Raw genomic sequence first — 14850 nt, forward strand, 5'->3', positions numbered from 1 at the left:
CGTCCTGAAGAGTAAACATGTAGTGAAGGATATTACATGGGGGCGATGCGGAAAGATCAAAGGTAAAAAAGACTTAAACGCAGGTACCTCCCCGATTGCGCCACGGTTTGCTATTTCAGGTTACGTGAGATGCGGTTAGCAAAACGTGCCAGTACCGGTTCAAGCGCCACCGCCAGCAGCATTTTAATCGGGCGGCGAGCGACGGATTTGATAGCCCAACCGGCAACGCCCGCCGGGCCGTAACGCAATGCGGTCAGCAAAACCAGCTTACCCGCGATTTTCAGACCGGGTTTCACTTTCTGCCCGGTACGTTGCCATGTTGAATTCATCAAATACCTCTCAGTTACAGCTGGCGAAAACGGCTACGCAGCGAAAAAGTGTCGGAGGTGACGTAGCGCTCCATTTCACGCAAACGCTTTTCACCCGCCGCCAGCTCGGCATCCACCGCGTTCAGCAGTTCGCCGCTGGACGGCATTTTTTCGCCGTACATTTCGTTGTCAGGGATCGGGTCGAGGGCAAACGTCATTATGATGTATGCCACCACCACGAAGAAAAACAAGCCAAAAATCATGGCCAGCACGGTAATCAGACGCACCAGTTTCACCGGAACGTCGAGCCAGTGTGCAATCCCGGCACACACGCCCTTCACCATGCCCTGCTGTGGAATTCGCCACAGCTTCTTACTGAAATCTAGTCCCGCCATTATTGTTCTCTCCAGTTCGGATGTTCCGCGTCGAGAATGTGTTCCAGCGCCTGAATGCGTTCCCGCATCCGTTTCGCCTCATCCGTCAGCTGCGCTAAACGCTGCTGCTCGCTTTGCGACAAATCAGCGCCGGAGCGGTTGCTGTAATGCAGCCACAGCCAGACCGGCAGGACAAACAACACAAACAACGTCAACGGTATGGCCAGAAAAAGCGCGCTCATGGGGTCTCCTTACAGATGATGAGCGGCGGTACGTTCAGCACCGCCTGAAAATGATTATTCGTCATTCTGTTTCATTTTGGCGCGTAACTCAGCGATTTGCGCGCTGATGTGGTCATCGGCCTTCAGTTCTGCAAACTGCTGATCCAGCGTTTTCTGTTTGCCGAAACCGTGGCTTTCCGCTTCGGCTTCCATATGGTCGATACGGCGTTCGAAGGACTCAAAACGCGCCATCGCTTCGTCGATTTTGCCGCTATCCAGCTGACGACGCACATCGCGGGAAGAACTCGCCGCCTGGTGACGTAAGGTCAGCGCCTGCTGACGAGCACGGGTTTCGCTGAGTTTATTTTCCAGCTCACCGATCTCTTTTTTCATGCGGGTCAGCGTTTCATCGACCAGCGTGATTTCACCTTCCAGCGTGCCGATAATGTCGGTCAGTTTCTGTTTTTCGATCAGCGCCGCACGCGCCAAATCTTCTTTCTCTTTACGCAGCGCCAGTTCGGCTTTTTCCTGCCATTCGGCTTGCTGCGCGTTGGCCTGCTCTACGCGGCGAGTCAGCTGTTTCTTTTCTGCCAGCGCGCGGGCCGAAGTGGAACGCACTTCCACCAGCGTGTCTTCCATTTCCTGAATCATCAGGCGGACCAGTTTTTGCGGATCTTCAGCCTTCTCCAGCAGTGAATTGATGTTGGCGTTCACGATGTCGGCAAAACGAGAAAAAATACCCATAATTCAAATCCTCATACGTTCAGTTCTGTTATCGGGCATGGCCCTGCTGATGAGATAATACAAATGCCGTGCCAACTTTTTATGTTATTGATTTTACACGCACTGGTTGAATTGTATCTCTCGCACGGCTACAGTGAGATGGCGAATTACACCAACTAGTGGCGAATTTCATCATGGCAGAATACAAGGACAACCTGCTCGGCGAAGCGAATAGCTTTCTCGAGGTACTGGAACAGGTTTCACGGCTGGCGCCGCTGGATAAGCCCGTGCTGGTTATCGGCGAACGCGGTACCGGGAAAGAGCTTATTGCCAACCGCCTGCACTTTCTTTCTTCACGCTGGCAAGGCCCGTTTATCTCGTTGAACTGCGCGGCGCTGAATGAAAACCTGCTCGACTCTGAGCTTTTCGGCCATGAAGCGGGCGCCTTTACCGGCGCGCAGAAACGCCATCCGGGGCGATTTGAACGCGCCGACGGCGGCACGCTATTCCTCGACGAACTGGCAACCGCCCCGATGCTGGTGCAGGAGAAATTACTGCGGGTGATTGAGTACGGCGAACTGGAGCGCGTGGGCGGCAGCCAACCGCTGCAGGTCAACGTGCGTCTGGTGTGCGCCACCAATGCCGATTTGCCACAGATGGTCAGCGACGGAACCTTCCGCGCTGACCTCCTTGACCGTCTGGCGTTTGACGTAGTGCAGCTTCCACCGCTGCGCGAACGGCAAACGGATATCATGCTGATGGCGGAACACTTTGCGATTCAGATGTGTCGCGAGCTAAACCAGCCTCTGTTTCCTGGCTTTACCGACCACGCGCGCGAAACCCTGCTCAGCTATCGCTGGCCGGGAAATATTCGTGAACTTAAGAACGTGGTGGAACGGTCGGTTTATCGCCACGCCAGTTTCGAAGAGCCGCTGGATAACATCATCCTCGACCCGTTCCAGCGCCCGGTCACGGTGGAAGACGTGGCTGAAACCCACGCCCTTTCTCTGCCGCTGGATTTACGGGAGTTTCAGCAGCAGCAAGAAAAAGGCCTGTTGCAGCAAGCGCTACAACAGGCCCGATTCAATCAGAAAAAAGCGGCTGAACTACTGGGACTTACCTACCATCAGTTACGTGCGTTGTTGAAGAAGCATCAGCTCTGACGCTTATTTCTATCGTGATTTCATTATTGCCTCTGGTTGAACAGGGGCATCAGGCCAGCTATTCTCAGCATAAAGTGCTTCCTGGGGAGTACATTTAGAATATTCAATGGAAATATTTGCACGTTGAATTAATTAAAGAGTTACATATAAAATACAGATTATATAATACATTTTAAATTCTGGATTTAAAAAAATATCATCTGTAATATACCCCACAACAATTTACTTGGGGAGTAGACATGGCTAACATAATTTATGCAACGATTACAGGTAATAAGCAGGGATTGATTTCGGCTGGTTGTTCAACTCTTGATTCAATCGGAAACAAATGCCAAAAGGGACATGAGGATCAGATTTTCATATTTGAATTCCTCAATCTTATGACCCGCGAAAGCAACATTCAACTCCACCCTATTCAAATCAGAAAACCTATCGATAAATCAACACCACTTTTAGCTTTAGCCATGAATCAGAATGAACGTCTGAACTGTGAGTTTGTATTCTATAGAATGAACTCATCTGGAGGCCTTGAAATTTTCTTTAAAATAAAACTACACGAAGCCACGTTAACTGAAATTAGAATGTTCAGCCCTAACTCATTAACCCACAACGAACTCTAGTCTGATGAAAGCATTTCTCTTAAATATCAATCAATCAGTTGGGAACATGTATTAGCAGGAACAAGCTCCTACAGTATTTGGGAAGATAGAGTGTATTAATTATGGGAACGTCTGCGATAGCGCATTTAAAATACGATTTAGATAATTATGTTTTAGACCTACAACGGACTGCCACACTGGCCTCATCATATTTCATTGAAAATTATCAAATTAGAAGAGAGTATCTGCGCGACATTGATGAGTTTATACGCGATATAAATAGACGATTTCGCAATACATTTGATATTAACGAACGTATGAGGATAATTGCAGAAGCCCGTGCGGAAAGTGAAATGGCTAGACGTGAGTATCAAATTTTACGGCAAGGAAATTATACCAAATACATCATAACTGAGATATTTGAAGATCAAGGATTGATAAAATATGCAAAAATAACGGGTGGGGTCGTCGTAGGTGGCGCACAGGCCTTGGGAGGAATTAGTATTTATAATGCTGGTAAAAGACTTCATTTAAGAAGAATGAAATCGATCGGAATTACGTTGATTGCTCATGGTGCGAATAATATATTTGAATCAATTACGCCGCTATTATATGAACACCAAGAAACAGGCCCTCTTCGAGATCTTTATCGCTTTGCAGCAAAACAGTTGGGTTATGAAAATTATAATGGTGACTTTGCATATAGCATGGTGGATTTTTCAATTACAGCATATTCAGCTTATAAAGGACTTATTATAAAAGAAAGCCCTCTACGCATAGCAAGCAGAGGGTTGCTAGAAAAACCTGGAACCGGTAAATTATTTCACTACATTAGGCAAGATAGCATTACCAAATGGGAGAATAAGAATACAATAATGAAGATATTTCAGACTGGGTCATCCATTAAAACATTCAAAGCTACATTTTATGATGACGGTTATAAATATGATGAAAGCGAATAGTCGTCATACACAATAAAGATATTATTTAAGCAAGGTTGAAATATTTTTATCTATTATTTACAAGTTAGGGTGGGGTAATCATGTAAACAAACATTTTCAATCTTAGCTTAATTAATTTTAATGTGGTTGCCATTATGATTTTTTTAACCACACTATTTCTAATTACCACTCCTATTATTATAAGCAGACTTATAACGAACATTGCAAACGTACCTTTTGTTAATCCATGCACATATAACATTGCACTAACATTAATCAATCCCATAAAAGTCACCAGAAAAAAAGCACTACTCACAGCATCTGCAATCACGAGAATGTAATTTTCAAAGGTTTCATCAACCGAAACTATAGCGCCCCTCCCATATACCTCACGTATAGCCTTGACATATGAGTTTTTCATCTCCAATAACTCCCTGTATGAAAAGCAATTGGTTAATATTAGTTCTCTCGCTTTCATTTTAAATTCCATGTAAGTAATATCTTAATCGTAATCTCGTTAGCCCAACGTCAAGGTTGCCACCCGCGAACTCGACATTTAGCGTATCATTTTAAATGTCACCTTAATCGAATATTATGATATGCACAATTCATAGCTTTCCCTTTTTCTATAAACATAGATATCTCTGTATTTGTCTGTACCGAGAGTTTTGACATTATCACTGAAGTTGGGGAATAAAATTGAGCTAAGTCATTTGTTGCGGTAAGTGCAAAACACGTCGAAAAAAAAGACCTGCTAAAGCAGGCCAGAACTCATCAATAAAAGCGGCGGAGCTGTTGGGTATAATTTTTCACCAACTGCGAGCTTTGCTGAAAAAGCATCAGCTCTGAGTATGCCTTTGCCCGGCGCCGCTATGCTTGCGCGGTTTTCTCAGCAACGCTGCGCTCGCCAGCATTGAACTCAGACACAGCGCGCTGTTGAATAACAGCGCATATTGTGCGGCGTGAGCCATGCCTAGCGGTAACAGCATGGCGTAAATCGATGCCGTGACCGCAATGCCCATCGCCCCACCCAGAGAACTGCCCATTTTGTAGATACCGGAGGCAACACCTACTTTATCTTCTGGCGCGTTCACTACGGCAGTATCGGTGGACGGCGTGGCATAACAGCCGAGTCCCAATCCCAGCAAAATGTAGCTGAAGAAAACAATGCCGATATAAACCGTTTTATCGAGGAAAGTGCAGGAGATGAGCGCCACGCCGACGAAAGCAATCACCGGGCCGAACATCATTGGCAGACGCGCCCCGTAACGCTGAAGCAGCTTTTCACCGACGCGGATCATCACCAGCACCGTGACCAGATACCCCATCGTCATCATGCCTGTCTGGAACGCCGACATGTGATGCCCCTGCTGCAGCCAGATACTGGTGATCATCAGCGTGCCGATGCAGCCGTTAAGCATAAAGTTCGACAGCACCGCCCCGCTGTAGGCACGATTTTTAAACAGCGCAAAATCAATCAGCGCCTCATCGCCTTTGCGTAAACCCGAACGAATGAACCACAGCGTCGCCAGCACCGCTCCGCTCAGCATGGAGAGCGACAAGCCGCTGCTCCATCCCCAGCTGTGACCTTTGGTGATAAACAGATTCAGCATCACCAGCGCGGTAACAAAACTGAACAGACCGCCGAGATCCAGCTTACGGTTTTGTGCACTTTCACTGCGGCTTTCCGGCGTCCCACGAATCAACAAAAAGGACACCAGCGCTGCCACCATCGAGAACACGAAAATCCAGCGCCAGCCCAGACCGGTAGCGATTGCACCTCCGACGAAGGAGCACAGACCACTGCCGCCCCAGGAGCCAATCACCCAGAAGCTGATCGCCCGCTGACGGGCCTTGCCTTCGTAACAGGTTTTAATCAGCGCCAGGGTGGCTGGCATGATACATGCCGCTGACAGCCCCTGAAGCACCCTGCCCGCCAGAAACAGCACCGCGCCATGCGACATTACCAGAAATCCGCTGCCGACGATGCTGAAGACCAGGCCAATAACGGTCAGACGTACACGCCCGAATTTATCTGCGAGTCCGCCACTTGCCACTACAAAGCAGCCGCAGAATAAACCACTGAGGCTGACCGCCAGGGTCAGCGTTTCGAGAGAAATATCAAGACTGCTTTTCATCGCCGGAACCACGTTTATCACCGACTGGGCAAACAGCCAGAAGGTCAAAACGCTCAGAACAATGCCTATCAGCAGCCGGTCATTACCGGCAAACGGATGGGTTTCTGTCAGGGGAACGGTACTCATCGTGCGGCCCTCCTTCGTGTTCGGTCATCAACGCAAATAGTGTTCGGTCAGCCCGCTCCACAATGCCGCACCGGTGATGAGGATCTTGTCGTTGAAGTCATATCCCGGGTTATGCACCATGCAGCGATCCGGCTCGTCGCCCGCGCCGATGGTGAAATAGCAGCCGTTCGGGTTCTTTTCGAGCATGAAGGCGAAATCTTCGCTACCCATAAACGATCCGATGGTAACCACTTCATCTTTGCCAAACAGATCGCCCGCTACGCTGCGCACCATGTCGTTTGCGGCCGGATCGTTTTTCAGCACCGGGCTGCCGTTGACGTGCGTCAGAGTCGCCGTGGCGTTAAAGCTTTCCGCCTGGGCGATGGCGATGTCATGAATGCGCTGCAGCACGGTCTGACGCACTTTTTCGCTGAGGGTACGCACCGTGAGTTTCATCAGCACTTTTTCGTTGATGATGTTCGGCGCATGTCCGGCCTGGATGCTGCCGACGGTGACAACCGCTGGCTCGAACGGCGTGATGTTGCGCGACACAATCGACTGCAGCGCCACGGTGATATGGCACGCCACGAGAGTGGCATCCACGGTGTGTTCTGGCACCGCTCCATGGCCGCCCTTACCCGTCACTTCGATGTGCAGCGTGTCGGATGAGGCCATCATTGCGCCATCGTGCAGGCCAATTTTGCCGATTTTTTGCGACGGCATGTTGTGCAAGCCGAAAATATGGTCGCAAGGAAACTTATCGAATAGACCGTCCTCAACCATTACGCGCCCGCCGTACAGTAGTTCTTCCGCAGGCTGGAAAATCACGTGCAGCGTGCCGCTGAAATTACGCGTACGCGCCAGATATTCCGCCGCATACAGCAACGTTGTGGTGTGACCATCGTGGCCGCAGCCGTGGAATTTACCGTCTGTTTTACTGGCCCACTCTTTGCCACTGCTTTCCTGCATCGGCAGCGCATCCATGTCGGCGCGGATACCAAGCCGTTTGCTGCCGCTGCCCACTTTCAGGGTGCCGACCACGCCGGTGCCTGCCAGGCCACGATGCACTTCATATCCCCATTTGGTCAGCAGGCGTGCAACCTGATCGCTGGTTTGATGTTCTTCGAAGCCAATTTCCGGATGCTGATGAAAGTGACGGCGCAGTTCGATGAACTGCTCTTCGGTGTCCTGCAGCGCTTCAACAATTGGATGTGTCATTTTTGTTATCCCTTTATTGCTTCACAGTGATAATGTCGAGTTTATGCCGTGACAATCCCGGTAAAGTGCGTTTTTTTGTTGTGAAGTAACGCATTCTTAATGACTGTTTTTCATATAATTCGGTTATGACAAAAAACAACATGCTCTATTTTGTCTTGATGTGAGGTGAGTCATGGATCAAAGCGGCAGCGAGTTTGCAGTTACAGTTCTGGACGTGCGGCAGCTCAGCCAGGAAGAAAACAATGGCCTGACGCTGCTGTGGATGCTGGAAGGCAGCGCGGAGCTGCAAACCCAGGAACGGCGACAAACGCTCGAGGCCGATAGTCTGATCGTTATCAACCGTAATCAACGGTGGCAGATTTCGAGCGACGCCCCTAACGCCACATTACAGGTCACGCTTTCCGGCCATTGGCTTACGCGGCTGTACAGCGACATTTTTACCCATGACTACCACATTCCCGATGAAACCAGCGGCAGCTGGCCGCAGTGCGATGAGCTGCGACATTTATTACGCCAGCTCTTAGTCGTTACCCTGATTAATCACCAGAGCCGCTATCGTCTGGAGGCCAACCGATGGCTCGGCGAAATCCTGCTATTACTGACCACCCGTTTTCAACAACCGGCACGCATTAGCCAGCGGGTAGACAATCCAGGCTGGAGCAAGCGAATTACGCAAGTCGTGGAACGCATAGATGCCAGCTATACCCGGCGCATTACCCTGGCGGAAATTGCCACGGCAGAGTTTGTGTCCGAAGCCTGGCTTTCCCGGCTGTTTCGCAAGGAAGTCGGAGTCAGTTTTATGCAGTACATCACCACTCTGCGACTTGAAAAGGCGGCGGATGCGCTGCGTATGACCAACCGCCCGCTGCACCAGATTGCCCTGGAGCAAGGGTTCGCCAGCACGCGCATGATGAGCGACCTGTTTCGTCGCCATCACAATATGACCCCGCGTGAGTTCCGCCGCCTGCGGCAGAATACGGCAGCTGGGGCTCGCCCACGGATGAGCGCCAGCAACAGCCTGTTTCCGGTAGCGGTCGACCGATTGTTCAGCCTGTTGAATGAGCCGGAAACGCGGGGCTGGGAGCCGTCGCCGTTGACGCTACATCAGCAGCAGGAACGCGTCGTTGATTTACGTGATTTTGACTCGCACGTCGCCCCGCTTCGCCACACGCGAGTGATGATTACCCTGCGCGAACTCGACGATTTGCTGCGCGAAGACGTGCGCCGGGAACTGGAAACGCTCAACGCGCAGATCCCGATTTACGGGATCGACATCACTGAACCGTTCCTGAGCAGCCGCCTGTTTGCCACCGGCTGGGACGATCCGCTGATGGCGGGCTACGCCTGCTGGTATAACCTGCATCAGATTTTCATCTGGCTGGCGGAGAAAAAATGGACCGTGCTGCTGCATACGGGGCTGACAACGCGAGCCGATTTGCTGCGTCATTTCCTGCAACAGTCGGTCAACCATTTTCCTGCGGAGGTGACCGCGGGCTGGCAGTTCGTCTGGCACTGGTCGTCGCAGGCCAGCGAGGATGCACGGCAAAACGTCTGGCAGACGCAACGTTCGACGCTCAGTGAATTCCTGCCGCGTGCCAAATTTGGCCTGTGGCACCGCTTTGCGGTGAACAGTTTGCCCGAGCACGACGAGGCGCTTTATACCTCATCAATATTAAAGCAGGCCGATTTTCTGGCCTGCCCGGCAGATGCCAATGAACTGCTGGATTTGGCACAACTCGACCCTGCCCGCCTGGCATCGACGGAAAACTACCCGATACAAAAGATTCGGCAAATTCAAACTGCGCTTCGCCAGCAGCAACGTACCCTGCCGCTGTGGCTGCTCTCCTGGAACACGCTAACCGGCAATACCCGCGCCACCAACGGCTGGTTTTTCCGCGGCGCGCTGTTGATGCACAATTTATTGGGACTGTCGGAACAGGTCTGGCTGGCGGGGTTCTGGCTCAATTCAGGTTTGCAGGGCGAAGCGCGCGCCAACGACACGCTCGACACGTCAAGCCTGGCGCTGCAGTACAACCACGGCCTGCCGCGACCCATTTATTGGGTGCTGTGGCTTTGGCAAAGGCTGCATGGCGAAGTGCTGGTTAACGACAAAAATCTGCTGCTGTTGCGCCACGAGGGACGTTACCAGCTGCTGCTGCGCAACACGATGGTTTTCAACCCATGGCTGTCCAGCGAGGAAGCCTTTATTCAACGCTTTCGCCAGCAGTACCGCATTCAGCTGCAAGGGCTCAGCGGAAAATGGCGCATCAAATCGCATCTTTACGACCAGCATAACGGCGCGCTCTACCCGCTGCTGGACGCGTTCGCCGTCGCCAGCGGCCCTGACGAAGAAGTATGGCGCTGGGTCCGCCATAAAGCGCGCCCTACGCTCGACGTGCGTGACGAACAATTGCACGACAGCTGGCAAATCGCCGACTCGCTGGAGAGCAACGCTCTGGTGCTTTATGAGTTAACCCCACTAACCTGATGACTTTTGCAGCGGTTAGTCGCAGAGTTTTGTACCAGGCCGCCTTAAGTGCGATACACTTTGCAGATCGGTCTGAATTATGAAGAAATTATGCGCCTGAAATTATCATCTTTACTGGCAGTGATGGGGTTACTGTGCGGCAGCGCGATGGCTGCCACGCCGCCCACATTGGCACCGCATGGCGACATCCGCGACAGCGGTTTCGTCTACTGCGTCAGCGGCCAGGTAAATACCTTTAACCCGCAGAAAGCGGGCAGCGGCCTGATTGTCGACACCCTTGCGGCACAAATTTACGACCGCCTGTTAGACGTTGACCCGTATACCTACCGTCTGGTACCGGAGCTCGCCGAGAGCTGGGAAGTGCTGGATAACGGCGCAACCTACCGCTTCCATTTGCGCAATGGTGTACAGTTCCAGAAAACGTCATGGTTCCAGCCCACGCGCGCGCTGAATGCCGATGACGTCGTCTTTACCTTCGAACGCATTTTTAACCGCAATCATCCCTGGCATAACGTCAACGGGCCAAATTTCCCCTATTTCGACAGTCTGCAGTTTGCTGATAGCGTCGAAAGCGTGCGCAAACTCGACGGCCACACCGTTGAATTTCGCCTGAAACGCCCGGACGCCTCGTTCCTGTGGCATTTAGCCACGCACTACGCCTCGGTGATGTCCGCCGAATACGCGGCGAATCTCACTAAAATCGGCAAGCAGGAATTGATGGACCGCCAGCCAGTCGGCACCGGACCTTATCAGCTTGATGAATACCGCGCCGGGCAGTACATTCGCCTGCAGCGCCATCCGGGATTCTGGCGCGGTGAACCATTGATGCCGCAGGTGGTGGTGGATTTAGGCTCTGGCGGCACCGGGCGTCTGTCCAAACTGCTGACCGGGGAGTGCGACGTACTCGCCTGGCCTGCTGCCAGCCAGCTCACTATTCTGCGCGACGATCCGCGTTTACGTTTGACGCTGCGCCCTGGCATGAACATCGCCTACCTGGCGTTTAATACCGATAAGCCGCCGATGAACAATCCGGCGGTGCGACACGCGCTGGCGCTGGCCATCAATAACCAGCGTCTGATGCAGTCGATTTATTACGGCACCGCCGAAACCGCCGCGTCAATTCTGCCGCGCGCATCGTGGGCCTACGATAATGAAGCTAAAATTACCGAATACAATCCAGCGAAATCGCGCGAGCAGTTGAAAGCGCTGGGTCTGGAAAATCTGACGCTGCGCCTGTGGGTGCCGACCACCTCTCAGGCGTGGAACCCAAGTCCGCTGAAAACCGCCGAACTGATTCAGGCCGATATGGCTCAGGTGGGCGTGAAAGTGATCATCGTTCCGGTGGAAGGTCGCTTCCAGGAAGCCCGCCTGATGGACATGAACCACGATCTGACCCTCACCGGCTGGGCGACGGACAGTAATGACCCCGACAGCTTCTTCCGCCCGCTGCTGAGCTGCGCGGCGATTGGCTCCCAGACTAACTTTGCGCATTGGTGTAACCGCGAGTTTGACACCGTGCTGCAAAAGGCGCTGGCCTCACAACAGCTGGCTTCGCGCATCGACGCGTACGACGAAGCACAGCGGATTCTGGCCAAAGAATTGCCTGTACTGCCGCTGGCCTCATCGCTGCGGTTGCAGGCCTATCGATACGATATCAAAGGCCTGGTGCTGAGCCCGTTCGGCAATGCCTCCTTTGCCGGCGTGTCGCGTGAAAAACAGGAAGAGGTGAAAAAACCATGATCATTTTTACCCTTCGCCGCCTGCTTTTACTGATGGTGACGCTGTTTCTCCTGACCTTCGTCGGCTTCAGCCTGAGCTACTTCACACCTCATGCGCCGTTACAAGGTGCATCGCTCTGGAACGCCTGGCTGTTCTGGTTCGAAGGTCTGCTGCACTGGGACTTCGGTGTGTCCAGCATCAACGGGCAACTGATTTCTGAGCAACTGAAAGACGTGTTCCCGGCGACCATGGAACTGTGCATTCTGGCCTTTGGTTTTGCACTGCTGGTCGGCATCCCGGTCGGGATGGTGGCGGGCATCATGCGCAACAAATGGCAGGACAACACCATCAGTGCCTTCGCCCTGCTCGGCTTCTCCATTCCCGTGTTCTGGCTGGCGCTGCTGCTGACGCTGTTCTTCTCATTAACGCTGGGCTGGCTGCCTGTTTCCGGGCGTTTCGACCTTTTGTATGAGGTGAAAAATGTCACCGGTTTTGCGCTGATCGATGCGTGGCTGTCGGATTCTCCCTGGCGCGATGAAATGATCATGAGCGCCCTGCGCCACATGGTGCTGCCTGTGCTGACGTTGGCCGTCGCACCGACCACCGAAGTGGTCCGTCTGATGCGCCTGAGCACCATTGACGTCTACGACACCAACTATGTGAAGGCGGCGGCAACGCGCGGCGTTTCTCGCTTTACGATTTTGCGTCGCCACGTGCTGCACAATGCCCTGCCGCCGGTTATTCCGCGTCTCGGCCTGCAGTTTTCCACCATGCTGACGCTGGCGATGATCACCGAAATGGTGTTCAGCTGGCCGGGCCTTGGCCGTTGGATGATTAACGCCATTCGCCAGCAGGACTATGCGGCAATTTCCGCAGGTGTAATGGTGATTGGTGCGCTGGTCATTATTGTGAACGTGATTTCTGATATTTTGGGCGCCATGGCTAACCCGTTGAAACATAAGGAATGGTATGCCTTACGATAGCGTCTATCTGGAAAAACGCCCACCTGGTGTGATGCGCACCGTCTGGCGTAAATTCTACGGCGATACGACCGCGATGATTGGCCTGTACGGCTGCGCGGGTCTGGCGCTGTTGTGTGTTTTCGGCACCTGGTTTGCACCTTACGGTATCGATCAGCAGTTTTTAGGCTATCAGCTGCTGCCACCATCGTGGTCCCGCTACGGTGAAGTGTCGTTCTTCCTTGGCACCGACGATCTCGGGCGCGATGTGCTGAGCCGTCTGCTCAGCGGCGCGGCTCCGACCGTTGGCGGCGCCTTTGTCGTCACCCTCGGCGCTACGATTTTTGGGCTGGTGCTCGGCGCGTTTGCCGGTTCCACCCGCGGCCTGCGCTCGGCGGTGCTGAACCATATTCTCGATACCCTGCTCTCTATACCGTCCCTGCTGCTGGCAATTATTGTCGTCGCTTTCTCAGGGCCGCATTTGCTGCACGCGATGTTCGCCGTCTGGCTGGCGCTGCTGCCGCGCATGGTGCGCTCGGTTTACAGCATGGTGCATGACGAACTGGAAAAAGATTACGTGGTTGCCGCCCGTCTGGACGGCGCCACCACGCGTAACATTCTGTGGTATGCGGTGCTGCCTAACATCGCCGCGGGCCTGGTGACTGAAATCACCCGCGCGCTGTCGATGGCAATCCTCGATATCGCCGCGCTGGGCTTTCTCGATTTGGGCGCACAACTCCCTTCCCCGGAATGGGGCGCGATGCTGGGCGATGCGCTGGAATTGATTTATGTCGCGCCGTGGACCGTGATGCTACCAGGGGCGGCAATTATGATCAGCGTACTGCTGGTGAACCTGCTGGGCGACGGTATTCGCCGCGCCATTAACGCGGGGGTGAGATAATGCCATTACTTGATATTCGCAATTTGACCATCGAATTTCGCACCAGCGAAGGCTGGGTGAAAGCGGTAGACCGCGTCAGCATGACCCTCGCTGAAGGCGAAATTCGTGGACTGGTGGGTGAATCAGGCTCGGGCAAAAGCCTTATTGCAAAAGCGATATGCGGCGTGACCAAAGAGAACTGGCGCGTTACTGCCGACCGTATGCGCTTTGATGATATCGACCTGCTCCGTCTGTCCAACCGTGAACGTCGTAAGCTCGTCGGCCATAACGTGTCGATGATTTTCCAGGAGCCGCAGTCCTGTCTTGATCCATCCGAGCGTATTGGACGTCAGTTGATGCAAAACATCCCCAGTTGGACCTACAAAGGCCGCTGGTGGCAACGCGTCGGCTGGCGTAAACGTCGTGCGATTGAACTGCTGCACCGCGTCGGTATTAAAGACCATAAAGATGCGATGCGCAGCTTCCCGTATGAACTAACGGACGGCGAATGTCAGAAGGTGATGATTGCCATTGCGCTGGCTAATCAGCCGCGTTTACTGATTGCCGATGAGCCGACCAACGCCATGGAGCCGACCACTCAGGCACAGATTTTCCGCCTGCTCAGCCGACTCAACCAGAACAACAACACCACCATTTTGCTCATCAGCCACGACCTGCAAATGCTGAGCCAATGGGCGGACAAAATTAACGTGATGTACTGCGGGCAAACGGTTGAAACTGCGCCGAGTGAAGATCTGGTGAGCATTCCGCATCACCCGTACACTCAGGCGCTGATCCGTGCGATGCCGGACTTTGGCCGCTCAATGCCGCATAAAAGTCGTCTGAATACGATGCCCGGCGCCATTCCGCTGCTGGAATCGCTGCCGATTGGCTGTCGTCTGGGGCCGCGCTGCCCTTACGCACAGCGCAAATGCATTGAAAGACCGCAGCTGACCGGCGCGAAAAACCATCTTTTCGCCTGTCATTTCCCGCTGAACATGGAGAAAGAGTGAA

The 14850-nt window shown here is 52.9% G+C and carries 14 protein-coding genes and 2 pseudogenes; 9 read left to right on the top strand and 7 right to left on the bottom strand.

Annotation, left to right across the window (positions count from 1 at the left end):
- Positions 1 to 110: 110 nt before the first annotated feature.
- The 4 genes from pspD to pspA are packed head-to-tail and all read right to left on the bottom strand — an operon-like array spanning position 111 to position 1647.
- Positions 111 to 329, bottom strand: coding sequence for a phage shock protein PspD (gene pspD / locus MUU47_RS05640; RefSeq protein WP_258987202.1), 219 nt, complete (start codon positions 327 to 329; stop codon positions 111 to 113).
- A gap of 14 nt (positions 330 to 343) precedes the next feature.
- A complete protein-coding gene (gene pspC, locus MUU47_RS05645; protein WP_110507959.1) occupies positions 344 to 703 on the bottom strand; it encodes an envelope stress response membrane protein PspC in 360 nt (119 codons plus the stop codon).
- Positions 703 to 924, bottom strand: coding sequence for an envelope stress response membrane protein PspB (pspB, locus tag MUU47_RS05650; protein ID WP_258987204.1), 222 nt, complete (start codon positions 922 to 924; stop codon positions 703 to 705). Before pspB ends, pspC begins: the two co-directional genes overlap by 1 nt.
- Before the next feature lie 54 nt (positions 925 to 978).
- Positions 979 to 1647 carry a phage shock protein PspA gene (pspA, locus tag MUU47_RS05655; protein ID WP_258987205.1) on the bottom strand — a complete coding sequence of 223 codons (669 nt, stop codon included), beginning with the start codon at positions 1645 to 1647 and terminating at the stop codon, positions 979 to 981.
- Positions 1648 to 1820: 173 nt separating this feature from the next.
- Here pspA and pspF point away from each other — a divergent pair, with 173 nt between their 5' ends.
- The 3 genes and pseudogenes from pspF (at position 1821) to MUU47_RS05670 (ending at position 4350) form a co-directional block, all read left to right on the top strand.
- Entirely contained in the window at positions 1821 to 2789 is a 969-nt protein-coding gene (pspF, locus tag MUU47_RS05660) for a phage shock protein operon transcriptional activator (protein WP_258987206.1), read from the top strand.
- A gap of 239 nt (positions 2790 to 3028) precedes the next feature.
- Positions 3029 to 3508 (top strand): annotated as a pseudogene (locus MUU47_RS05665) (Hcp family type VI secretion system effector).
- A 2-nt stretch (positions 3509 to 3510) separates the two neighbouring features.
- Positions 3511 to 4350, top strand: a complete 840-nt coding sequence (locus tag MUU47_RS05670) for a DUF4225 domain-containing protein (protein ID WP_258987207.1) — start codon at positions 3511 to 3513, stop codon at positions 4348 to 4350.
- A 64-nt stretch (positions 4351 to 4414) separates the two neighbouring features.
- Here the strand turns inward: MUU47_RS05670 and MUU47_RS05675 are convergent, their stop codons facing one another.
- Positions 4415 to 4807: a hypothetical protein gene (locus MUU47_RS05675; protein ID WP_258987208.1), complete on the bottom strand. Its 393-nt coding sequence runs from the start codon at positions 4805 to 4807 to the stop codon at positions 4415 to 4417.
- 276 nt (positions 4808 to 5083) lie between these two features.
- Here MUU47_RS05675 and MUU47_RS05680 point away from each other — a divergent pair.
- Positions 5084 to 5178 (top strand): annotated as a pseudogene (locus MUU47_RS05680) (hypothetical protein); the annotation flags it as partial.
- Here MUU47_RS05680 and MUU47_RS05685 read toward each other — a convergent pair.
- Together MUU47_RS05685 and MUU47_RS05690 are read right to left on the bottom strand one after the other, a co-directional pair.
- Entirely contained in the window at positions 5169 to 6593 is a 1425-nt protein-coding gene (locus tag MUU47_RS05685; protein WP_258987209.1) for an MFS transporter, read from the bottom strand. The pseudogene MUU47_RS05680 and the gene MUU47_RS05685 sit on opposite strands and share 10 nt — an antisense overlap.
- Positions 6594 to 6620: 27 nt before the next feature.
- The gene (locus MUU47_RS05690; RefSeq protein WP_258987210.1) at positions 6621 to 7790 is read right to left on the bottom strand and encodes a M20 aminoacylase family protein; all 1170 of its coding nucleotides are present in this window, start codon (positions 7788 to 7790) and stop codon (positions 6621 to 6623) included.
- Positions 7791 to 7962: 172 nt separating this feature from the next.
- On the opposite strand from MUU47_RS05690, the gene MUU47_RS05695 reads away from it, so the two are divergent.
- From MUU47_RS05695 to sapD, 5 genes are all read left to right on the top strand, one after another.
- A complete protein-coding gene (locus MUU47_RS05695; protein ID WP_258987212.1) occupies positions 7963 to 10278 on the top strand; it encodes a helix-turn-helix transcriptional regulator in 2316 nt (771 codons plus the stop codon).
- A 90-nt stretch (positions 10279 to 10368) separates the two neighbouring features.
- Positions 10369 to 12018, top strand: coding sequence for an ABC transporter substrate-binding protein SapA (sapA, locus tag MUU47_RS05700; RefSeq protein ID WP_258987213.1), 1650 nt, complete (start codon positions 10369 to 10371; stop codon positions 12016 to 12018).
- A complete protein-coding gene (gene sapB / locus MUU47_RS05705) occupies positions 12015 to 12980 on the top strand; it encodes a putrescine export ABC transporter permease SapB (RefSeq protein ID WP_258987215.1) in 966 nt (321 codons plus the stop codon). The genes sapA and sapB overlap by 4 nt, the downstream gene beginning before the upstream one ends.
- On the top strand, positions 12967 to 13857 hold the full coding sequence (gene sapC / locus MUU47_RS05710; protein WP_258987217.1) for a putrescine export ABC transporter permease SapC: 891 nt from the start codon (positions 12967 to 12969) through the stop codon (positions 13855 to 13857). Before sapB ends, sapC begins: the two co-directional genes overlap by 14 nt.
- Positions 13857 to 14849, top strand: a complete 993-nt coding sequence (gene sapD / locus MUU47_RS05715; RefSeq protein ID WP_258987219.1) for a putrescine export ABC transporter ATP-binding protein SapD — start codon at positions 13857 to 13859, stop codon at positions 14847 to 14849. The genes sapC and sapD overlap by 1 nt, the downstream gene beginning before the upstream one ends.
- The last annotated feature ends 1 nt before the right edge of the window (position 14850 follow it).

It is taken from the genome of Scandinavium hiltneri, assembly GCF_024764835.1.
In the GTDB taxonomy this organism is placed as follows: Bacteria; Pseudomonadota; Gammaproteobacteria; order Enterobacterales; family Enterobacteriaceae; genus Scandinavium; species Scandinavium hiltneri.